The following is a 20,212-nucleotide window of genomic DNA, read 5'->3' on the forward strand; positions in this document are numbered from 1 at the left end:
TCGGACTCGGGCGGCGTGGCCGTGATCGGCCTCGGCCGGTTCGGCAGCCATCTGGCCGAGTCGCTCGCCGCTCTCGGCCGCGAGGTGCTGGCCATCGACCGGAACGCCCAGCGGGTGCAGAAGTGGTCGTCGATGCTCGATCAGGTGGCCCAGGCCGACGCCACCGACGAGGCCGCCCTACGCCAGCTCGGCCTGACCGACGTGCCCCGGGTGATGGTGGCCATCGGCGCCTCCGTCGAGGCCAGCGTGCTCACCGTGCTCGCCCTGGTGGAGCTGGGCATACCGCAGATCTGGGCCCGGGCGACCTCGGGCCAGCACGCGAAGATCCTCTCCTCGGTCGGCGCGCACCGCGTGATCTTTCCCGAGGCGGAGACCGGCGAGCGGCTCGCCCATCTGATCATCAGCCGGACGCTCGACTTCGTGGAGTTCGACGAGGCCTTCGCGGTGGCACGGGTCCGCGTTCCGCGGTCGCTCACCGGTCGCCCGACCAGCGAGAGTCACCTGCTGAAACGCTACGGCGTACGGGTGATCGGCGCAAAGCGGGCCGGCGAGCAGCGGTACCGGTACGTCTCGGACGAGATGCAACTCGCCGACGACACGATCCTCATCGTCGAGGGGACCATCGAACAGATCCAGCGTTTCGCCACGCTGTCCTGACCGGTCAGCTCACCGGCCGGGGCCCTTGCCGGGCTTGGCCGGCTGCGGCTTCCCCCCGCCCTTGCCCTTCGCCTTGCCGTCGTCCGGCTTGGCCTTCTCGGCCTTGGGCTTCTTCCCCTTGGGTTTGGTGTCGCCGGAGCCGGCCTTGCCGGCTGACGCCTTCACCGTCTTGGCCGGAGCCGACTTGGTGGGTGCCGGCTTGGTGGTGGGTGCGGTGCCCGCCACTCCGGAGACCTGGACCCCGCAGACCGCCGTGCCGACCCGGAACTCCACCGGCAACGGGTTCGTCCCGGTGTATCGCCCGGTCAGGTTCAGCTTCTCGGTGGCGCCCGGTGCCAGGGCGGGCCGTTGCGGGACCGCCTGCACCGCCACCGACCGGCCCTGCTGCCGGACCGGCGCCGGGGTCGCGGTGGTCACCTGCTGCTCGCCGGGGAACGCGAAGCTCATGGTCCAGTCGCGCAGCTCACGGTCTCCCGTGTTGGTCAGGCTCAGCTCCGCGGTGAAGTCCTTGCCGGAATCCTTGCGCAGCGCGTACGTGACCTGGCAGGGGATCTCCTGTTCGCCACCGATGCGCGCCTGGGTCGGTTGATCGATGCCGCCGCTGGCGGGGCTGTGTGACGTGACGCCCCAGACCGCCGCCGTGACGGCCATCAGCCCGGCGGCGGCCGTCACCGCCTCGATCCGGCGCCGACGGCTCAGCCGACGCCGGGTACGCGGACCGGCCAGGGGCAGCGCGTCGGTCGCCGCGGACCAGGGCAGGATCGTGGTACCGGCGTCGGCCAGCGACGACGGGTCGGCGGCGTCGGCGCCCACCGGCACCGTCGGCACCTTGCCGGCCGCTTCGGCGAGCACCCGGGCCAGCTCGGCGGTGGCCGGCCGGTCCGCCGGTCGCTTCGCCAGGCAACGGTGGACGAGGGCGGCGACGCTGGCGGGCAGGTCCGGCACGTCGGGCATCGGCTCCGGCTCGCGGTACATGTGGGCGCGCAGCATCTGGGTGGTGGTGTCGGCCTGCCAGGGCAGCCGACCGGTGAGCATCCGGTACAGCAGCAGGCCGACCGCGTACACGTCGGTGGCCGGGCTGACCTGGCCGTTGTCGAGCCGTTCCGGAGCGAGATACGCCGGGGTGCCGAGCAGAGTGCCGTCGGGCCCCTTCTCGCTCTCACCGACGAGTGCCGAGATGCCGAAGTCGACCACCTTCACGCCGGTCGCGGTGAGCATCACGTTGCCGGGTGTCACGTCGCGGTGCACCACACCGCGGGCGTGCGCGGTGGCCAGTGCGGAGGCGACCTCGGCCGCCACCGTCACCGCCTCCCGCCACGGCAGGCGTCCGTCGCGGGCCAGCCGCGCGGTCAGCGGACCGCCGTCGATCAGTTCCATCACCACGTACGGCACGGTCAACCCGACCTGCACGGACTCGCCGTAGTCGTACACGTTCGTGATGTTGGGGTGGCAGAGCCGGGCGGCGGCCTGTGCCTCGATCCGGATGCGGTGCCGGAACGCCCGGTCGCTGGCCAGCCGGGACGCGAGCACCTTGACCGCCACCTGCCGACCGAGCACCTCGTCGTAGCCGCGCCAGACCACCGACATGCCGCCCGCGCCGAGCTGCTCGATGAGCCGGTACCGCTCACCGAGCAGTTGCGCTCCCCTGCTCACCGCATCACCCATGGTCGGCGTTGTTGCCCGACGTGAGGCCGCCTACACCTTTCTGGTCTGATTCGGTCACGGATGTCACCCGATCAGGCGGTGGCGAGCAGTTGGTCCACCGGAGCGTAGTCGTCGGTGAGCACCAGCGCGTCGCCGACGAAGTCCGTCAGGTCACCGCCGCTGAGCAGGCTCGCCGGCTCGTTGGCGTCGTCGAGCCGGGCCCGTAGCGCGGCCAGCGGCAGCGGCGTGTCGGAGGCGACGATCAGGAAGTTGGCGCCCCGCTCGCCGGCCAGCGCCTCCGGCGGGGCGATCAGCGCGACATGGGTGAACTCGGCGGCGACGGTGGCCACCTCGCTGCGGATGAAGCGCAGCGGCGGGTAGTCGATGACGTTCTGCACGTAGACGCCACCCGGGCGGGTCACCCGGCGGATCTCGGCGGCCATCTCCCGGGTGGCCAGGTGCCAGGGCACCACCAGGTGTCCGAAGGCGTCGCCCACCACGAAGTCGCGGCTGTCGGTCGCCTCGTCGGCCACCAGCATCCGGGCGTCGCCCACCACCGCCCGCAGGTCCGGTCCCTGGCGTACGCCGAGCCGCCGCTCCCCCAGCTCGACGAGCCCGCCGTCGATCTCGAACACCAGGTTGTCGGTGCCGGGGCGGGTGGCGGTCAGGTATCGCGGCACGGTGAACCCGCCGCCGCCCAGGTGCAGCGCGTCGAGCCGCTGACCCGACGGGGCGAGCACGTCGGCCACCGCCCCGATCCAGCGGGTGTACGCGTACTCCAGGTGGGTCGGGTCGGCGAGGTCCACGTACGAGTGCTGAGCCGAGTTGAGCAGCAGCGTCCGCCCGCTGGACCGACCCGGGTCGGCCTGTACGCGGGCGCAGTGGTAGGCCGTCTCGACATCGCAGGGGTTCGGGGCGACCATGGTCAGCCCGGCCCCGGCCAGGCCGAGCACCGCCAGGGCGGCCTTTACCCGGGCCGGTCCGGGCAGGGCGTCCCGGTCCTGTCGGTGCAGGTACACCCCGAGCGCGACGCCGGTGATGCCGAGGGACGCGGCCAACCCGAACAGGATCACCGTGCTGGGCAGAGCGGCCACCAGCACGAAGCCGGTGACCAGGGTGGCCGTGACGGCACCGAGCGTGCCGATGCCGGAGAGCCGGCCGACGACCTGGCCGGTGCGGCGTAGGTCGGCGAGCTGGAGCTTGATCACCAGTGGGCTGACCGCCGAGAGCAGCATCGCGGGTGCGAAGACGGCTACCGCGACCAGCAGCAGCACGGCGCTGGCCGCACCGCCGCGCAGCACCTCACCGGCGTAGCGCACCGCCGGCAGGGTGATCGCGGTGGCGATGCCGGAGAGCACCAGCGCCGGGGCCAGCAGCGTACGTGGGTTGCGCCGGTCGGCCAGCCAGCCGCCCGCCCACGCCCCGTACGCGATCGCCGCCAGCGCGATGCCGATGACCGAGCTGGTCACCTGGAGGGTGACCCCCACGTACGGCCCGACCAGGCGCAACGCGGCGGTCTCCAGCACCAGGACGGCACCGCTGGAGTAGAAGACCAGGAACGCGGCGAGCCTGTTGGGCAGGGCTCGGGGCACCGGCGCCAAGGAGGGCGCGGACGGGGCCGCCACGTCAGGCGTTGGAGAGTTCATCGTGGCGATGGTACGCAGCGGCCCCGGGCCGGCGGGTCAGTACATCGAGAGATGAACGTGGTTCGTGTGGTCGGCGGCGGGGCTGCCGCTACCGCTGTACGCCCGCCAGCCGGTGCCCGGGTGCCAGATCTGGCGGTACCAGATCACGTAGAGCACGCCGAGCCGGTCGGCGTTGCGGACGTGCCAGGCGGCCAGGCTGTCACCGTACGACTTGTCGCCACCGGTCGCCGTGCGGTCCTCGAAGCCGTTCGTGGCGGCGGAGAAGTCGCAGGCCCGACCCTTGGGGTGCTCGCCGGAGCCGCCGCTGCGGTAGCAGGAGACGTGCCGCTTGTATCCGGCGGCCTGGGTCTGCTTCAGCGCGTGCAGCGTGCGGGGCGTGATGCAGCCCGAGGTGGTCGGGTCGTTCACCGAGCACGACTCGCCGGGCCAGGAGCCGTCGGAGTTGCGCGGCGCCGGCTTCGCCGAGGTGGAACTGCCACCGCTGAACCCGCCACCGCTACCCGAGCTGACCGCCGCCAGGGCCGCCTCGGCCTCCTTCTTCTTCTTCGCCATCACGGCCAACTGCTTGGTCTGCTCGCGCACCTCGGCATTGATCGCCAACTTGGCCTGCCGGGCCTGCTCCCGGGCCTCGGTCAGCTCCCGGATCCGGCGACCGTCCCGTTGGGCCATCATGTCGAGATTGGCGGCCCGCTGCACGAACGCCTCCGGCGTCGCGCTGTCCAGCAGGACGGCAGCCGGGCTGAGCCGGCCGACCCGGTAGGACTGGGCGGCCACCTCACCGACCATGACGGTCAGCTCGTCCAGCCGGTCCTCCATCGCGGACAGCTCCTTGGCCATCTGCTTCTGCCGCTTCTTGGAACCGTCCAGCTTGCGCTTGGCGTCGATGTGCGCCTTCGCGGTGGCCTCCAGGGCGTCCCGCAGCTTCTTGCTGCCACCCTCGTTCGGCTCGGCGTACGCCGGCACGGCACCCACGCCGAGCAGCAGCGCCACGGCGGCGAGCAGGACGATCAGCGGCCGGTGGGCGCGCCGCCGGACGGGCATGGACCTGCGCACGAAAGCATCCTTTCGTCGGCCGCCGGCCCCCATGGTCAGCACTGCGCGGCGGCGACCCCCGCCGGCGCCGGTCGGCGGCCTGCTGGCGGAAGGCCGCCGGTCAGGATACCGGAACCAGCCCCGCCAACCACCCCACCAACCCCCCACCCCCACCACTCCTCACCCCACCGCAACCACCCCCTCACCCTCCGCACCCAACCCTGCGTTGATCATGAGGCTGGCGGCAAGTTCGATCCTGAACTGCCGCCAACCTCATGATCAACGCGAAGGAGGGGGGTCAGGTGGGGAGGAGGGCGGTGTGGACTTCGGTCCAGACCTGGGCGTTTACGGCTACCAGCAGGCCGTGTTCGGTGTCGGCGGGGTGGTAGTCGGTGCCGTCGAGACGGCGGGCCACGCCGCCCGCGGCCCGCACCAGCAGGGTGCCCGGGCCGTGGTCCCAGGGCAGGGTCCGCCAGAACAGCACGAACTGCTGCTGGCCGGTGAGCACGTCGAGATACTCGCGGCCGGCGCAGTGCTGCCCCGGCAGCAGCTCGCCGAGGCGCGCACCACCCGCCTCCACCGTGCGCCGGGACGGCCCCGGCAGGAACTTCGTCATCGCCGCGCCGCGCAGCTCACCCACCGGTGGCGCCCCGTCGGGCAGGTGCAACGGCTGGCCGTCCAGGTACGTTCCCTCGCCGGTGCGGGCGGTCGCCAGCGCGTCGGCGAGCGGGTCGAACACCCACGCGGCCACCGGCTCACCGTCGGTGAGCAGGGAGACCATCAACGCGAACGGGCGGCGGCCCGCCGCGAAGTTCGCGGTGCCGTCGACCGGGTCGACGAGCCACACGTCTCCCGAGGCGCGTAGGTGACGCAGCAGGTCGGGATCGTCGGCCACCGCCTCCTCGCCCACCACCACCGAACCGGGGCGCAATCGGAGCAACCCGGCGCTGATCATCTCCTCGGCCCGCCGGTCGGCGACCGTGACCAGCTCGCCGGGGGCCTTCTCGCTCACGTCGGCGACGTCGAGATGGCGGAACAGGGGCAGCACCACCCGGTCGGCGGTCTCCCGCAACAGCCCGGCGACGTCGTCGAGCAGGGTGTCAGCCACGCGGCGGCAGCTTCACCACGCTGACGAAGAACTCGTCGATCTGCCGGACCACCGAGATGAACTGCTCGAAGTCGACCGGCTTCGTCACGTACGCGTTCGCGTGCAGCTGGTAGCTGCGCAGGATGTCCTCGTCGGCCTGGGAGGTGGTCAACACCACCACCGGGATCCGGCGGAGCTGCTCGTCCCTCTTGATCTCCTCCAGCACCTCCCGGCCGTCCCGTCGGGGCAGGTTCAGGTCGAGCAGGATCAGATCCGGCAGCTCCACGTCCGCGTACTGGCCCTCGCGGCGCAGGTAGGCCAGCGCCTCGGCACCGTCGGAGACGACGTTGAGCCGGTTGCGCAGCTTGTGCTCCTCGAACGCTTCCTGGGTCATCAACACGTCACCCGGGTCGTCCTCGACCAGGAGCACCTCGATCGGGCTGTTGCCGTCCGCCGGCGCGGTCATCCCACCGCCTCCTTCATGCCACCTGTCCCACCGCCGGCCTGAGCCAGGCCGGCGACGGCCGAGGGGCGCTCCGATCCGCCGCCGGCCTCGGCGCCGACGGTACCGTCACCCGCCACGACCTCGTCATCGGCCCGGCCCGCCGCCACGTCCGTTCCGACCTCCGCCGGATCGGGCCCGTCCGCCGCCGACCCGTCCGCGCCGGTGGCGCTGTTCGCCGCCTCGACGTCGGCGGGCAGCGCGGGCAGGGTGAAACGGATCGCCGTCCCCTCGGGCACGTCGGTGTCCACCCAGACCCGACCACCGTGGTACTCCACGATCTTCTTGACGATCGCCAACCCGATCCCGGTGCCCGGGTACGCGTCCTTGGCGTGCAGCCGCTGGAAGATGACGAAGATCTTGTCGGCGAACTCCGGCTCGATCCCGATGCCGTTGTCCTGGCAGGTGATCTCCCAATCCTCGCCGATCAACCGGGCCGAGACGTGCACCTTCGGCGGAACATCCGCCCGACGGAACTTCACCGAGTTGCTCACCAGGTTGACCAGCAGGTTGGTCAACAGCGGCTCCTCACCGCGGATCACCGGCAGCTCGCCCCAGGTCAGCTCGGCGTCGGCGTACTGCCGGGCCGGCTCGGTCTGTGCCGCCACCTCCGCCATCAGGCGGTTCAGGTCGACATCGGTGAAGCCGGTGGTGAGCCGGCCGATCCGGGAGAACGCCAGCAGGTCGTTGATCAAACGCTGCATCCGCTGCGCGCCGTCCACCGCGAAGGCGATGTACTGGTCGGCCCGCTCGTCGAGCCGCCCGGCGTAGCGCCGTTGGAGCAGCTGGCAGAAGCTCGCCACCTTACGCAGCGGCTCCTGCAGGTCGTGCGAGGCGACGTAGGCGAACTGTTCCAGGTCACGGTTGGACCGGGTCAGCTCCTCGGCCTGCTTCTGCAACTGGGTGTTGACCCACTCGATCCGCTCCCGTGCCTCCCGCACCTCGGCCAGGTCCGCGGCGATCTTCTGCCGCATGGCGTCCACGTCCGCGCCGAGACGCCGGAACTCCGGCGGACCGGTTCCCGTGATGCCGTGGCCGTAGTCACCGACCGCGACCTCCCGGACCTGCCCGGCCAGGCTGGTCAGCGGCCGGATCACCATCCGCTCCAGCGAGGTGAGCAGCACCACGCCCGCGACAAGCACCACGAGTGCCGCGATGATCAGCAGCAGGACCAGCAGGTTGCTGGTACTGCGTACGTCGGCGGCGGCCTCGTCGCGGACCTCCAGGATGCCGTTCTGCAGCACGTCGACGGCGATCCGGATCTGGTCGAACTGCTGCCGCGACCGATCGGTGAGCAGTTGCTGGCCGGCGGCGGCGCCACCGGTCTCGATGGCGGCGATGACCGGCAGGGCGACCGCCTGGCGCCACTGCTCCGCCCGCTGCCGCACCGTGCCGAACTCGTCGTGCAGCTCCGGGTAGCCGGCCAGCAGCCGGTCCATCGAGGTGGCCAGCTCCTGCTCGCGCTGCCGGCCGGTGTCGAACGGAACCAGGTCCTCCCGGTCGCCGGTCAACGCGTACCCCCGGATCGCGGTCTCCTGGTCGACCAGGACCGCGAGCAGCTCCTGGGACTGGGCCCGCAGCGGACCGGTCTGGTTGAGCACCGCGTCGATGTGCGCCCGGTTACGGGTGGCGACCACCGCCTCCGCGGCGGCCACCCCGATCAACAGCAGCCCGACGACCACGACGAGCACGGCCAGTCGGCCACGCAGACTCCAGCCGGCACCCCTGGTGGTCACCGGCCACCACCCCGCGTGACAAGCAGCATCGCCACGTCGTCGGCGAACGGACCGTCGTTGAGCTGCTCCGCCCGACCGACCAGCCAGGCCGGCAGGTCGGACAGCGGAACCGCCAGGCTGGCCGGCTCGGCCAGCAGGCGGGTCAGGCCGGGCACGTCGAGGCGTTCGTCGCCCGCGCCGACCCGGCCCTCGATCAGACCATCGGTGTACATCAGCAGAGACCAGTCCTCGGTGTCGAACTTCAGGTCGAAGGCGACCGGCCGGCGCGGCCGTACGCCGAGCAGCAGACCACCCGGTGCCGGCACCGGAGTCACCCGGCCCTCGGCGAGCAGCACCGGTGGCGGATGGCCGGCCAGCCGCACCGTCGCCCGGCCGGCGTTGAGGTCGAGCCGGGCCGTCGCCACGGTCGCGAAGATCTCCTGAAGCCGGCGCTCACTCATCAGCACCTGTTCCAGCGCGGGAAGCACCTCGTCGTCCGGCACCCCGGCGAGGATCAACGCACGCCAGGCCACCCGCAGTTCGACGCCGAGTGCCGCCTCGTCCACGCCGTGACCGCAGACGTCACCAATGATCAGATCGACCCGGTCCGGACGGGTCTGCACCACGTCGTAGAAGTCGCCGCCGATCAGGGCGGCGTGCCTTCCGGGCCGGTAGAAGGTGTGCACCGCGATCTGGTCGGTCGACATCAGCGGCTGGGGCAGCAGGCCGCGCTCCAACCGGGCCGACTCGGCCTGGCGCAGCTCCACCTCACGTAGCCGGCGGGCGTTCTCGTCGGCCCGCTTGCGCTCCACCGCGTAGCGCAGCGCCCGGGTCAGCAGGATCCCGTCCACCTGGCCCTTGACCAGGTAGTCCTGCGCCCCCTCGGCAACCGCGACGATGCCCAGGTGCTCGTCGGTGCGACCGGTGAGCACACAGACGGCCGCGCTGCCGGACATCTCCAGCACCTGTCGCAGCCCGTCCAACCCCTGCGCGTCGGGCAGACCCAGGTCCAGCAGGACGCAGTCGACTCCCGCGATCCGCCGACGGGCCTCGCTCAGGCTGGTCGCCACCAGCAGGTCGATGCCGGAGTTCGTCTCGGCCAGCAGCTCGCCGACCAGGAAGGCGTCCCCCTCGTCGTCCTCGACCAGCAGCACCCGCAGCCGCTCCCCGGGGGGCAGGTTCGGGTTGCCACCCAGCCCGCCCTGCGGGTACGGCCACGACACCACGGAGGGACCGGTCATCCCGGGCCCCCGGGTCGGCCGGGTCACCGCCGCGACTGGCGGAAGATCGCTGGTGATGTCGGGCTCCTTCCGAGCGCCCTGCTGATCCTGTATTAGACAACGTTCGCACACAACATGACGGAGCACCCTCGGGTGGCATGGAGGATGATGGTCCACCCCAGCACCACCCCCTTGCGAGGAGCCACCTGTGGGCGCACCCCCCAGCCCCGTCACCGACCGTGCCTTCACCCGGCCACGTCGACGTCGTCTCGCCGCGCTCGCGGCACTCGTCGCGCTCGTCGCCGTCGGCGCGAGCGCCCTGCTCGACCTGCGTCCTCCGGCACCCCGCCCGGCCGACGCGCCGGCCGGCGAGTTCAGCGCGGCGCGCGCGTACCCGCACGTGACGCGGGTCGCCGGGCGGCCCCACGTCGCGGGCAGCCCGGCCAACGACGAGGTCCGCGCCCACCTGGAAGGCGTACTGCGTGGCCTCGGGTTCCAGACGCAGGTGCAGGACACGGTCGCCGAGGAGGCCGGGCAGCTCAGCGGCGCGGCGGGCGGCGCCACCCTGGCCCGGGTCCGCAACGTGGTGGCCCGGCTGCCCGGCGCCGACCCCACCGGCACCGTGTTCCTGGTCGCGCACTACGACGCGGTGCAGACCGGGCCGGGCGGCAACGACGACGCCGCCGGGGTCGCGACCATCCTGGAGGTGGCCCGCGCGCTTACCGACGGCCCGGCGCCCCGCAACGACATCGTCCTCGTCCTCACCGACGCCGAGGAGGCGTGCCTCTGCGGAGCCTCGGCGTTCGCCTCCGAGCATCCGCTGGCCGCCGGCCAGGGGGTGGTGCTCAACCTGGAGGCACGGGGCCGCACCGGTCCGGTGATCATGTTCGAGACGTCGCCGGAGAACGCCCGTCTGGTCGAGGTCTTCGGCGAGGCGGCACCGCACCCGGTGGGCACCTCGTTCGCGGTGGAGGTGTACCGCGCGCTGCCCAACGACACCGACTTCACCGCCTTCCTCGACGAGGGGTTCCTCGGGCTGAACTCGGCGTACCTCGACGGGGGTGCGATCTACCACACGCCGCTTGACACCCCGGCGGCGATGGACCGGGCCAGCCTTCAGCACCACGGCGACAACACCCTCGGCCTCGCCCGGGAGTTCGGCCGGATCGACCTCGCCGACCTGCGCGCGGGTCACGACGCCACCTACTTTCCCGTCCCCGGCGGCCTCGCCCGCTACCCCGGCTGGCTGGTGCTGCCGTTGGCGCTGCTGGCGCTGGCCGGCGTGGTCACGCTCGGCTGGCTCGCCCGACGCCGGAACCGGGTCACCACCGGTCGACTGGCCGCCGGCTTCGGGCTGGCCGTGGTACCGATCGTGGTGGCACCGGTGGGTGCCCAACTCCTCTGGGCGGCGATCGCCGCCCTCCGACCGGGCTACGCCGAACTGCTCGACCCGTACCGGCCGACCTGGTACCGGCTGGCCGTGCTGTCGCTGGCCGCCGCCGTCGTGTTCGCCTGGTACGCGCTGAGCCGACGCCGGGTCGGCCCGGCCGCGCTGGCCGTCGGCGGGCTCGGCTGGCTGGCGCTGTTCGGCGTGCTGCTGGCGTTCCTGGCCCCCGGTGGGGCGTACCTGGCGACCCTGCCCGCCCTGGCCGGGGCGATCGGCGGGCTGGTGGCGCTGGCCAGCCGGATCGACGGACCGGTACCGGTGATCGCGGTGACCGTCGCCGCGGCGGTCGCGGTGATCCTGCTGCTCCCCACCGTGGTGCTGCTCTTCCCGGCGCTCGGCATGGCGATGGGCGGCGTCGCGGCGCTCTTCGCGGTGCTGCTCGGTCTCGCCGCGCTGCCCGTGATCGATCTGCTGCACCCGCAGGCCGGCGGCCAGCGGGGCATGGCGGCGCTGCGGGCCCGTCGGCTCGGTGCCCTGCCGGCCGGGGCAGCCGCGCTGGCCACCGTGGTCCTGGCCGGGGTCGGCTTCGCCGTCGACCGGTTCGACGCCGCGCACCCCGCGCCCACCCACCTGATGTACGCGCTGGACGCCGGCACCGGCCAGGCCCGATGGCTCAGTCACGAGACCGAGCCGCAGCCCTGGACCGACGAGTACGTGGACGGCCCGGTCCAGGTCGCCGACGAGTTCCCCGGAATCGGCGGCGACGAGTTGCTCGGCGGCCCGGCACAGCCGGCGGACCTGCCCGCGCCCCGGCTGGACGTGCTGACCGACACCACCGCGAACGGCGAACGCACCCTGACCCTGCGGCTCACCCCGCAGCGCCAGGTACGCCTGACCACCCTGCACGTCGACACGAACACCGCCGAGGTCCGGCGCGCCGTCGTCGCGGGCCGGTCGGTCCCGGTGGAGAGCCGCGAGGGCCGCTGGGGGTTCGGGGTGGTCTTCCACGCCCCGCCGCCCGAGGGGATCGAGGTCACGCTGACCGTCACGCCGAAGGCGGACCGGATCGCGCTGCGGGCGATGGACGCCAGCGACGGCCTCGACACGCTGCCCGGCTTCCGCCCCCGCCCACCGGACGTCGGCGTCGCCGGCTCACACAGCTCCGAGATGCTCGCCGTGGCCCGCACCTACCCGCTGTAGAGCGGCTACTTCCAGCGGAAGTGGACGAAGAGGCGGCCGAAGTTCTTGGAGTCCTTCTCGACCCGGTGGTAGAGCTGCTTGACGTCCTTCTGGTCGAGGAAGCGCAGCACGCGCTTCTTGAGCTGGCCGGAGCCCTTGCCCGGGATGATCTCGACGAGGGTGGCCTTCTTGGCCACCGCCTCGTCCATGATCCCGCGCAGTGCCCGGTCGATGTCGTGGCCCTTGTTGAAGATGTCGTGCAGGTCCAGCTTCAGCTTCATGCCACGTCCACCGCCCGGTCGGCTCTCATGCGGCCATCGTAGGCACGCCGGGCGCCGCCCAGGCCACGCCGGCTGCCCGGCCGCGCAGACGTCGGGAGGGCAGCCCGTCCGGGCTGCCCTCCCGACGCTTCTCTCCTAGGGTCAGCGGCCGCCGCCGACCCGGGTCTCCACCCGGCGCAGGGCCGCGGCATAGTCGTCGTTGGACGAGTGCATGGCCGCCGCGATGCGCAGGTGACGCAGCGCGTCGGTGTAACGGTTGAGCCGCTCCAGCGTCCGGCCCAGCACGTGGTGGGCGTAGTGGTCGCTGGGGTTGCGGTCGACCAGCTCCCGCAGCTGCTCCTCGGCCCGGCTGAGCTGGGCCGACTGGAAGTAGGCCCGGGCCAGCAGCTGTCGGACGGAGGCGTTGTCCGGCTCCGCCTCGATGATCGGTTCGAGCAGCCGGGCCGCGCCGCCGGGGTCGCCCGCCTCGAAGAACAGGGTCGCCCGCCGGTACTCGGCCAGCAGATCCATGCCGCCACCCCCTCCGTGTCGCACCACTGTCCCGACGCTGGCACAACACCGGCCGTACCGCGACTGTTCCCGGTCGCTTTTCCCGTCCTACACGGTGGCGAGGTCCCAGGCGCGGACGCCGCCGACGATGCCGGCGCTGTTGGGCACCACCACCACGTCGTCACCCATCCGGGTGAGCTGCTCGGGACGGATCCGGCGCGAGTTCCCGCCGCCCAGGTAGAGCCGGTCCCAGCGGAACACCGGACGCAGCCCCTCCACCACCTGGCGGATCCGCCGGGACCAGAACGCGTCGCCCAGCCGGCGGCGTTCGGGCTCACCGACGTACGTGTCGTAGGTGGTGCCCCAGCGCACCGGAGCGTGGGACAGTTCGAGGTGCGGGGCGAGCACCCCACCGTCGAAGAGGGCGCTGCCCAGCCCGGTGCCGAGGGTCAGCACCAGTTCGCAGCCGGTGCCGGCGACCACCCCGGCACCGTGCACCTCGGCGTCGTTGAGCACCAGCGCCGGCAGGCCGAACGCGGTCGAGAGCGCGCTGCGGGCGTCGAACCCGGACCACTCGGCGAGCAGCGCCGGGTCGACCCGGCTGCGGGGACCCGAACGGGTCACGTAGTGCGGGGTGGCCACCACCACGCCGTGCCGGATCATGCCCGGCATCCCCACCGTCACCCGACCGGCCGCCGGCAACCGACCGCCGAGTTCCACGAGCGTCCGGACGAACAGGTCCGGCGGCAGCGGGTACGGCGTCGGCACGCGCATCGGCTGGGCCCGCATGGTGCCCGCGCCGTCGAGGACCGACGCCTTGATCCCGCCGCCGCCGCAGTCGATCGCCAGAGTGGTCAACACGCACGTGAGTCTGCCTCGTCCCGGGGGTCGGCCGCGCGGCGACGGGTAGGCTCGGCTGCTTGTGAGCGCCACGCTGATCGCCAAGGACCTCGCCGCCGGACACGGGGAACGAACCCTCTTCACCGGTCTGGATCTCGTGGTCGCCCCCGGTGACGTGGTCGGCCTGGTCGGGGCCAACGGAGCCGGCAAGTCGACGCTGCTGCGTACGCTCGCCGGTCTGTTGCCGGTCGAGGCCGGCAGTGTCGCGGTGAGCCCGCCCGGCGCGAGCGTCGGGCACCTGCCCCAGGAGCCGGAGCGCCGGCCCGGGGAGACGGTGCGTGCCTTCCTGGCCCGCCGCACCGGCGTGACCGGGGCGCAGTCCGCTCTCGACGCGGCGACGGAGGCGCTGACCGCCGGCCGGCCGGGCGCGGACGACGCGTACGCCGCCGCGTTGGAGGGCTGGCTCGGACTCGGCGGGGCCGATCTGGACGAGCGGGCCGAGGAGGTGGCCGCCGAACTGGGCCTCGCCGTCGATCTCGACCAGCAGATGACCAGCCTCTCCGGTGGCCAGGCCGCCCGCGCCGGGCTGGCGTCGCTGCTGCTCAGCCGGTACGACGTGTTCCTGCTCGACGAGCCGACGAACGATCTGGACCTGGCCGGGCTGGACCGACTGGAGAACTTCGTCACCGGCCTGCGCGCCGGCACGGTGCTGGTCAGCCACGACCGGGAGTTCCTGGCCCGCACGGTCACCTCGGTGCTGGAGCTGGACCTGCACCAGCAGCAGGTGAACCACTTCGGGGGCGGCTACACGGCGTACCTGGAGGAGCGGGAGGTGGCCCGCCGCCAGGCGCGCGCGGACTACGAGGAGTACGCCGACACCCGGTCCGCGCTCCAGGCTCGGGCGCGTACCCAGCGGGCCTGGATGGAGAAGGGGGTCCGCAACGCCCGGCGCAAGGCCACCGACAACGACAAGATCGGCCGGAAGTTCCGGTCCGAGGCGTCCGAGAAGCAGGCGGCGAAGGCCCGGCAGACCGAGCGGCTGATCGAACGTCTGGAGGTGGTGGAGGAGCCACGCAAGGAGTGGGAGCTGCGGATGGAGATCGCCGCCGCGCCCCGCGCCGGCGCCGTCGTGGCCACGCTCCGCGACGCCGTGGTACGCCGGGGAGATTTCACCCTCGGCCCGGTGAACCTTCAGATCGACTGGGCGGACCGGGTGGCGGTGACCGGGGCGAACGGTTCCGGCAAGTCGACCCTGCTGGCCGCCCTGCTCGGCCGGTTGCCGCTGGACGCCGGTCAGGCCGCGCTCGGGCCGGGCGTGGTGGTCGGCGAGGTGGACCAGGCCCGTGGGCTGTTCCTCGGTGACGCGCCGCTGCTGGAGGCGTTCCGGGCCGCGGTGCCGGACCTGTCGCCGGCGGACGCGCGGACGCTGCTGGCCAAGTTCGGCCTGCGCGCGCAGCACGTGCTGCGCCCGGCCGCGACGCTCTCCCCCGGCGAACGGACCCGGGCCGCGTTGGCCCTGTTGCAGGGGCGCGGCGTCAACCTGCTGGTGCTGGACGAGCCGACCAACCACCTCGATCTGCCGGCCATCGAGCAGTTGGAGTCCGCCCTGGCCAGCTTCCCGGGCACGCTGCTGCTGGTGACCCACGACCGGCGGATGCTGGAGGCGGTACGCCTGGACCGGCGGCTGCGGGTGGACGCCGGGCGGATCACCGAGTTCTGATCCGGCGAAATCCGGACGGCGGGGCGACAATGACTCCATGCTCAGGTGGGAGTACGCCCTGTTGGTGCGGCGCCGCCAGGCCGCCACCAACGACCTCGGGTTCGAGGTGGTCTTTTCCTGGTACGGCCCGGACGGTTCCATGATCGACGTCACGCCGTACGGCGACACCGCGCTGGCCCATCTCAACCGGGCCGGCGACCAGGGCTGGGAGTTGGTCGCGATGAGCGAGGACCCGTCCCTGCCGGGCAACAACGAGTTGCACCGCTATCACCTGAAGCGACCCCGGACGGCGGCCGCGCCGCGGCAGCGGATGCGTTCGGGACGTCCCCGGCGGCCCATCCCGCGCTGACCCGGCGCGAGTTTTCCCCACAACCAACGCATACCGGGCGACTATCCGGGTAACGGGCCGGCCGGAGGTGGCCCGGCATGGTCGCGTTGGCACATTCTCCGTCCTCCGCCGAGCGACTGCGGGCGGTGGACGGGTTCCTCACCGAGGCATGGACGGACCAGGTCCGTCACGACGAGCGGCTGCGCCCGCTCGGTGTCGAGGTCCGCTTCGACCGGGGCGTCGCCCACCTGACCGGCGAGGTCGACGAGCAGGCCCAGCTGCGACTGGTACGCGAGCAGGTCGGCCGGCTGGCCGGCGTCTTCGGCGTCTGGTGCCGGGTACGGGTCGGCGGGCGCGACCCGGTGGTGGTCGACCTGGGTTGCGGCGCCACCAAGCAGTGGCCGGGCAATCTCGGGCTCGACATCTTCCCCGCCCCAGGCGTGGACGCGGTCGCCGACCTGTCCGGCTCCCTGCCGCTGGCCGACGACTCGGTGGACGTGCTGTTCGCGGTGCACATCCTGGAACACCTGATCGACTTTCTCCCGCTGCTGGACGAGTGTCACCGGGTACTCCGCCCCGGAGGCGTACTGCACGTGATGAGCCCCTGGTGGGGGCATGTGAACGCGGTGGCCGACCCGACCCACGTGCGGCTGCTGGACGTGCAGACCGTCAAGGGCATCTGCGTGATGCGACCGCCGGGCACCCCGCGCTGGTACCCGCTGCACGCCGGCAGCGACGGCGCCTCCATCTTCGCCGACCTCACCCCGCTGGGACCGGACGACGACGGTCCCTCCGCCACCCACCTGGCCCGCTTCTTCGACTAGGCCGTCCGGCCAGCGCCCTGGACACCACCGGTGTCCAGGGCATTCGTCTGTTTCGGCACCGGTCACCAATATTTCTCGCGGGTAACACCGGCAGGCCGCGCCATTGATCGAGACTTATCGAACCCCGGTAACTCGCCGGTAACAACCGGCTCTGCCGCACACCCCCGCGGAGGTATGACCATGCCCAGACGTCTCGCCACCACCCTCGCCTCGGGCCTGCTCGCCCTGCTCACCGCCCTCGCCGTGGCCTCCCCCGCCACGGCGGCCGTCACCCCACAGCAGAAGCTGTCCGTCCTATCCAGCTGGACCCAGACCAGCGTCAGCAGCTACAACGCCTGGTACTCCGCCCGCCAGAATCGCGCACCCTGGGCCGAGTACAACTTCGACTGGTCCACCGACTACTGCTCGTCCAGTCCGGACAACCCACTCGGGTTCAAGTTCAGCCTGTCCTGCGCCCGCCACGACTTCGGCTACCGCAACTACAAGGCGGTCGGCCAGTTCAGTGCCAACAAGCCGCGCCTCGACAGCGCCTTCTACGAGGACCTGAAGCGGTCCTGCGCCACGTACAACTCCGTCGTCCGACCGGCCTGCCTGAGCCTGGCGTGGACGTACTACCAGGCGGTCGCCATCTTCGGCTCGGTAGCCGCCGTGCAGCAGTCCGACATCGACCGGGCCGCCCGGATGAAGGCCGACGCGGAACGACGCGCTCGCGCCTGACGACCGGCGGCGGACGCCCGGCCGCACCTACGGCCGGGCGTCCTGCCGGTCGGCGACCGTCGCTCAGGCGTGCTCGGTGTGGCGGTCGACCGTGCTGGGCTGACGTGGGGCGGAGCGACCCGTGCCGGTGGCGAACCGCCCTGAATCGGCCGCCAGGTCGGGATGCTCGACCCCGAGCGCCAGCGCGACCGCCTCGTCCAACCCCAGTTCGGCCCCCTCGCCGTACGCCTCGTCGAAGGCGGCGTCGCCGAGCGCCAGCCGCAGCGCGGCCTGCCGCTGCGTCCAGTACGCCTCGTAGATGCCCGGTGTCGACCGCAGCCCCGCCCGGGTCGCCTGGGCGGCACCGAAGAGCCGGGCTGCGGTCAGCGGCTGGTCACCGAGCGCGCAGCGCACCGCGACCGCGTTCAACGTGTCGCAGGCCCGCCCGTGGAAACCGTGATTCATCCGGGACCGGAGCGCCGCCAACAGGTGCTCGTGCGCGGCCACCAGGTCACCCCGAGCCAGCGCGACCATGCCGAGCAGCATGTCCACCGAGCGACGCCCCCGGTCGGCCGGTCGGGCCGCCTCCACCGGCCGGGCCGCACCGAGCAGCTCCGCCGCCTCGTCCAGCGCGCCCCGCCGCCACAGCAGCTCGGCCAACCGGAGCACGGCGAACAGCGCCTCCGACTCGACCCCCTGGTCCTGCGCCCAGTCGATGACCTCCCGACAGACCCGCTCCGCCTCGGCGAACTGTCCCATGTCGACGAGCGGCGCGGCACGGCCGGCGAGCACCCGGGCCAGCAGGCCGGCATCTCCGGCCTGACGGGCCGCCGCCTCGGCCCGCTGCGAGTAGCGCAGCTCCTCGCCGAACTCGCCGTCGCCACCGGCGTGCAGCGAATGCATGTGGTAGGCCGCCGCCAGTTCGTCCTCCGGGACCACCTCGCCGGTCTCGGCCAGTCGACCGTACAGCCGGAACAGCCAGAGCCGCCCTTCCCGGGCCAGCCCGCGCTCACGCCACCACTGGTCCAGTCCGCCGGCCAGCCGCAGGCCGGCCCGGGCACTGCCACCCGTGGCGCACCAGCGCAGCGCGGCGCGCAGCTCACCGGCGAGTGGATCGAGCGCGTACAGCGACAGCGTCGTCGGCTGCCCGTCCGGGCCGAGGTGAGCCCGTTCAAGGGCGTGCGCCGACCAGGCCACGTGCCGGTCACGGGCCGCCTGCTCCTCCCCGGCGTCGGCGAGCCGCCGCGCCGCGTACGCCCGGATGGGGTCGAGCATCCGGTAGGTGCAGCCGGTCGCGTGCGGTTCCGCCAGCACCATCGACTTGTCGACAAGCACCGACAGCGGATCGAGCGGGTCGTCGTCGAGCAGCCACTCCACCGTCGGCAGGTCGACCGGGCCGGCGAAGACCGCCAGCCAACGCAGCAGTCGCGCGGCACGCGGCCCGAGTGTCCGGTAGGACCAGGTCACCGTCGCCTGCATGGTCAGGTGCCGTTCGACCGCCGAGCGGGCCGCCGCTCGACTGGCCGGGGTCGAGGTACTCACGCCGGTGGCCGCGGCGGCCAGGTCGACGGTGTCCCGTTGGTTACCGGTGTTACCCCGATCGGTCGGTAGCGGCAGCGGATCCTCGCGGCCGGCGTCGAGCGTGCCGAGGACGTCGTCGAGCCGCTCGGCGAGCTGGCCCACCGAGAGCACCCGTAGCCGGGCCGCGGCCAGCTCGATGGCGAGCGGCAAACCGTCAAGTCGCCGCACCACCCGCCGTACGTCGGCCGACTCCGACGGGTCCGGCTGGCGCCCGCCCCGCGCCGCCGCCGTCCGATCCAACAGCAGCGCCACCGCGTCGCTCTCGGTGCCGTCGGGCGCCGGATCGACGGTCAACGGCGGGATCCGCCACACCACCTCGCCCGGCAACCCCAGCGGTTCCCGGGTGGTGGCCAGCACCCGCACGCCACCGCCGCCGGCCAGCAGTCGGGAGACCGCGTCGGCGCAGGACGCCGGCTGGGCGTCGCAGGTGTCGAGCACGATCAGCATCCGGCGGGGAGCGGCGTACTCCACAAGCGTGTCGACCATCGGGCGGCCCGGCTCCGGCCGCAGACCGAGCACCGCGGCGACGGCGAAGGCGACAAGGCCGGGGTCGGTGACCGCGGCGATGTCGACGAACCACACCCCGTCCGGGTACTCGTCCACCAGGTCGGTGGCGAACTCCACGGCCAGCCGCGTCTTGCCGCTGCCACCCGCGCCAAGCACGGTGACCAGCCGGTGCCGACCCACCAGTCGCCCCAGCTCGGCGCGTTCGGTCTGCCGACCGACGAAGGTGGTGACCTGGATCGGTAGGTTGTGCGCCACCACGTCGGCGGTACGCGGCCGTGGGAACTGCCGCTCCAGGCCGGGTGCGACGAGCTGGAAGAGCCGTTCCCGGTCGTCGAAACCACGCAGCCGGTGCAGCCCGAGGTCGAGCAGGGAGGCGCCGGCCGGCAGTGGCCGGGCCCGCCGCGCCGTGGCACCGGAGCAGAGGATCTGCCCGCCGTGCGCGGCGGCGGCGACCCGGGCGGCCCGGTGCACCTCGGGGCTGGCGTACTCGCCGTCGCGTGGCTCCGCCCAACCGGTGTGCAGTCCCATCCGGACCCGGGGGGCCGCCTCGGGCGTCGGCCACTCGTGCTCGCCGAGCGCCCGCTGCGCGGTCAGACAGGCGGTCAACGCCGCTCCCGCGTCATCGAAGGCCAGGAAGAACGAGTCGCCCTCGGTCAGCAGCTCCGCGCCCTCGGCCGCCGCGATCGTCCGGCGCAGCAGCCGCCGGTGCTCGGCGAGGACCGGTCGGTAGCCGGACCCGAGCAGCTGGGCCAACCGGGTGGAGCCCTCGATGTCGGTGAATACGAAGGTCACCCAACCGGTCGGGAGGTGGATCCGTGGCGGCATGCGTGGAACCTCCCCCCTGGTCTCGGCACCATACTTCCCGAGACCGGATCAT

Annotated in this window: 16 protein-coding genes and 1 pseudogene; 6 read left to right on the forward strand and 11 right to left on the reverse strand. The window is 72.7% G+C overall.

Annotated elements, in window-relative coordinates:
- Nucleotides 1-21: 21 nt before the first annotated feature.
- Nucleotides 22-657: a TrkA family potassium uptake protein gene (locus tag O7597_RS07765; RefSeq protein WP_281583210.1), complete on the forward strand. Its 636-nt coding sequence runs from the start codon at nucleotides 22-24 to the stop codon at nucleotides 655-657.
- Between the two features lie 9 nt (nucleotides 658-666).
- Here O7597_RS07765 and O7597_RS07770 read toward each other — a convergent pair whose 3' ends face one another.
- The 7 genes from O7597_RS07770 to O7597_RS07800 all read right to left on the reverse strand — a co-directional run bounded on the left by O7597_RS07770 (nucleotide 667) and on the right by O7597_RS07800 (nucleotide 9,551).
- On the reverse strand, nucleotides 667-2,310 hold the full coding sequence (locus O7597_RS07770) for a serine/threonine-protein kinase (RefSeq protein WP_281582334.1): 1,644 nt from the start codon (nucleotides 2,308-2,310) through the stop codon (nucleotides 667-669).
- Nucleotides 2,311-2,393: 83 nt separating this feature from the next.
- Nucleotides 2,394-3,947 (reverse strand): fused MFS/spermidine synthase, encoded by a 1,554-nt coding sequence (locus O7597_RS07775; protein WP_281582335.1) that lies wholly within the window; start codon nucleotides 3,945-3,947, stop codon nucleotides 2,394-2,396.
- Between the two features lie 36 nt (nucleotides 3,948-3,983).
- The gene (locus O7597_RS07780) at nucleotides 3,984-4,988 is read right to left on the reverse strand and encodes a hypothetical protein (protein ID WP_281583211.1); all 1,005 of its coding nucleotides are present in this window, start codon (nucleotides 4,986-4,988) and stop codon (nucleotides 3,984-3,986) included.
- A 289-nt stretch (nucleotides 4,989-5,277) separates the two neighbouring features.
- Nucleotides 5,278-6,087, reverse strand: coding sequence for an inositol monophosphatase family protein (locus tag O7597_RS07785; protein WP_281582336.1), 810 nt, complete (start codon nucleotides 6,085-6,087; stop codon nucleotides 5,278-5,280).
- Nucleotides 6,080-6,532: a response regulator gene (locus O7597_RS07790; protein ID WP_269738370.1), complete on the reverse strand. Its 453-nt coding sequence runs from the start codon at nucleotides 6,530-6,532 to the stop codon at nucleotides 6,080-6,082. Before O7597_RS07790 ends, O7597_RS07785 begins: the two co-directional genes overlap by 8 nt.
- Nucleotides 6,529-8,304: a sensor histidine kinase gene (locus O7597_RS07795; RefSeq protein WP_281582337.1), complete on the reverse strand. Its 1,776-nt coding sequence runs from the start codon at nucleotides 8,302-8,304 to the stop codon at nucleotides 6,529-6,531. The genes O7597_RS07790 and O7597_RS07795 overlap by 4 nt, the downstream gene beginning before the upstream one ends.
- Nucleotides 8,301-9,551 carry a fused response regulator/phosphatase gene (locus O7597_RS07800; protein ID WP_281582338.1) on the reverse strand — a complete coding sequence of 417 codons (1,251 nt, stop codon included), beginning with the start codon at nucleotides 9,549-9,551 and terminating at the stop codon, nucleotides 8,301-8,303. The genes O7597_RS07795 and O7597_RS07800 overlap by 4 nt, the downstream gene beginning before the upstream one ends.
- 160 nt (nucleotides 9,552-9,711) lie before the next feature.
- Between O7597_RS07800 and O7597_RS07805 the strand changes: the two genes are divergently transcribed.
- Nucleotides 9,712-12,090 carry a M28 family peptidase gene (locus O7597_RS07805; protein WP_281582339.1) on the forward strand — a complete coding sequence of 793 codons (2,379 nt, stop codon included), beginning with the start codon at nucleotides 9,712-9,714 and terminating at the stop codon, nucleotides 12,088-12,090.
- 5 nt (nucleotides 12,091-12,095) lie between these two features.
- On the opposite strand, the gene O7597_RS07810 is transcribed toward O7597_RS07805, so the two are convergent.
- The 3 genes from O7597_RS07810 to O7597_RS07820 all read right to left on the reverse strand — a co-directional run bounded on the left by O7597_RS07810 (nucleotide 12,096) and on the right by O7597_RS07820 (nucleotide 13,700).
- A complete protein-coding gene (locus tag O7597_RS07810) occupies nucleotides 12,096-12,350 on the reverse strand; it encodes a Smr/MutS family protein (RefSeq protein WP_013736060.1) in 255 nt (84 codons plus the stop codon).
- A gap of 141 nt (nucleotides 12,351-12,491) precedes the next feature.
- Nucleotides 12,492-12,860: a tetratricopeptide repeat protein gene (locus O7597_RS07815; protein WP_269738374.1), complete on the reverse strand. Its 369-nt coding sequence runs from the start codon at nucleotides 12,858-12,860 to the stop codon at nucleotides 12,492-12,494.
- Between the two features lie 87 nt (nucleotides 12,861-12,947).
- A complete protein-coding gene (locus O7597_RS07820) occupies nucleotides 12,948-13,700 on the reverse strand; it encodes an ROK family protein (RefSeq protein WP_269738375.1) in 753 nt (250 codons plus the stop codon).
- A gap of 61 nt (nucleotides 13,701-13,761) precedes the next feature.
- Between O7597_RS07820 and O7597_RS07825 the strand changes: the two genes are divergently transcribed.
- The 4 genes and pseudogenes from O7597_RS07825 (at nucleotide 13,762) to O7597_RS07840 (ending at nucleotide 17,268) form a co-directional block, all read left to right on the forward strand.
- A complete protein-coding gene (locus O7597_RS07825; protein WP_281582340.1) occupies nucleotides 13,762-15,399 on the forward strand; it encodes an ABC-F family ATP-binding cassette domain-containing protein in 1,638 nt (545 codons plus the stop codon).
- Nucleotides 15,400-15,436: 37 nt separating this feature from the next.
- A pseudogene (locus O7597_RS07830) lies at nucleotides 15,437-15,688 on the forward strand (hypothetical protein); the annotation flags it as partial.
- Between the two features lie 137 nt (nucleotides 15,689-15,825).
- Nucleotides 15,826-16,551: a methyltransferase domain-containing protein gene (locus O7597_RS07835; protein WP_269738378.1), complete on the forward strand. Its 726-nt coding sequence runs from the start codon at nucleotides 15,826-15,828 to the stop codon at nucleotides 16,549-16,551.
- 180 nt (nucleotides 16,552-16,731) lie between these two features.
- Nucleotides 16,732-17,268, forward strand: coding sequence for a phospholipase (locus O7597_RS07840; protein WP_269738379.1), 537 nt, complete (start codon nucleotides 16,732-16,734; stop codon nucleotides 17,266-17,268).
- Nucleotides 17,269-17,331: 63 nt separating this feature from the next.
- Here O7597_RS07840 and O7597_RS07845 read toward each other — a convergent pair whose 3' ends face one another.
- Nucleotides 17,332-20,160, reverse strand: coding sequence for an adenylate/guanylate cyclase domain-containing protein (locus O7597_RS07845; RefSeq protein WP_281582341.1), 2,829 nt, complete (start codon nucleotides 20,158-20,160; stop codon nucleotides 17,332-17,334).
- Nucleotides 20,161-20,212: the final 52 nt, after the last annotated feature.

Source organism: Verrucosispora sp. WMMC514 (genome assembly GCF_027497295.1).
GTDB classification, from domain to species: Bacteria; Actinomycetota; Actinomycetes; order Mycobacteriales; family Micromonosporaceae; genus Micromonospora; species Micromonospora palythoicola.

What these genes read in the sequence shown, in the direction of transcription:
- O7597_RS07845 (WP_281582341.1), bottom strand. Translation starts at nt 20,160, where the DNA reads ATGCCGCCACGGATCCACCTCCCGACCGGTTGGGTGACCTTCGTATTC.
- O7597_RS07835 (WP_269738378.1), top strand. Translation starts at nt 15,826, where the DNA reads ATGGTCGCGTTGGCACATTCTCCGTCCTCCGCCGAGCGACTGCGGGCG.
- O7597_RS07840 (WP_269738379.1), top strand. Translation starts at nt 16,732, where the DNA reads ATGCCCAGACGTCTCGCCACCACCCTCGCCTCGGGCCTGCTCGCCCTG.
- O7597_RS07775 (WP_281582335.1), bottom strand. Translation starts at nt 3,947, where the DNA reads ATGAACTCTCCAACGCCTGACGTGGCGGCCCCGTCCGCGCCCTCCTTG.
- O7597_RS07790 (WP_269738370.1), bottom strand. Translation starts at nt 6,532, where the DNA reads ATGACCGCGCCGGCGGACGGCAACAGCCCGATCGAGGTGCTCCTGGTC.
- O7597_RS07780 (WP_281583211.1), bottom strand. Translation starts at nt 4,988, where the DNA reads ATGCCCGTCCGGCGGCGCGCCCACCGGCCGCTGATCGTCCTGCTCGCC.
- O7597_RS07815 (WP_269738374.1), bottom strand. Translation starts at nt 12,860, where the DNA reads ATGGATCTGCTGGCCGAGTACCGGCGGGCGACCCTGTTCTTCGAGGCG.
- O7597_RS07810 (WP_013736060.1), bottom strand. Translation starts at nt 12,350, where the DNA reads ATGAAGCTGAAGCTGGACCTGCACGACATCTTCAACAAGGGCCACGAC.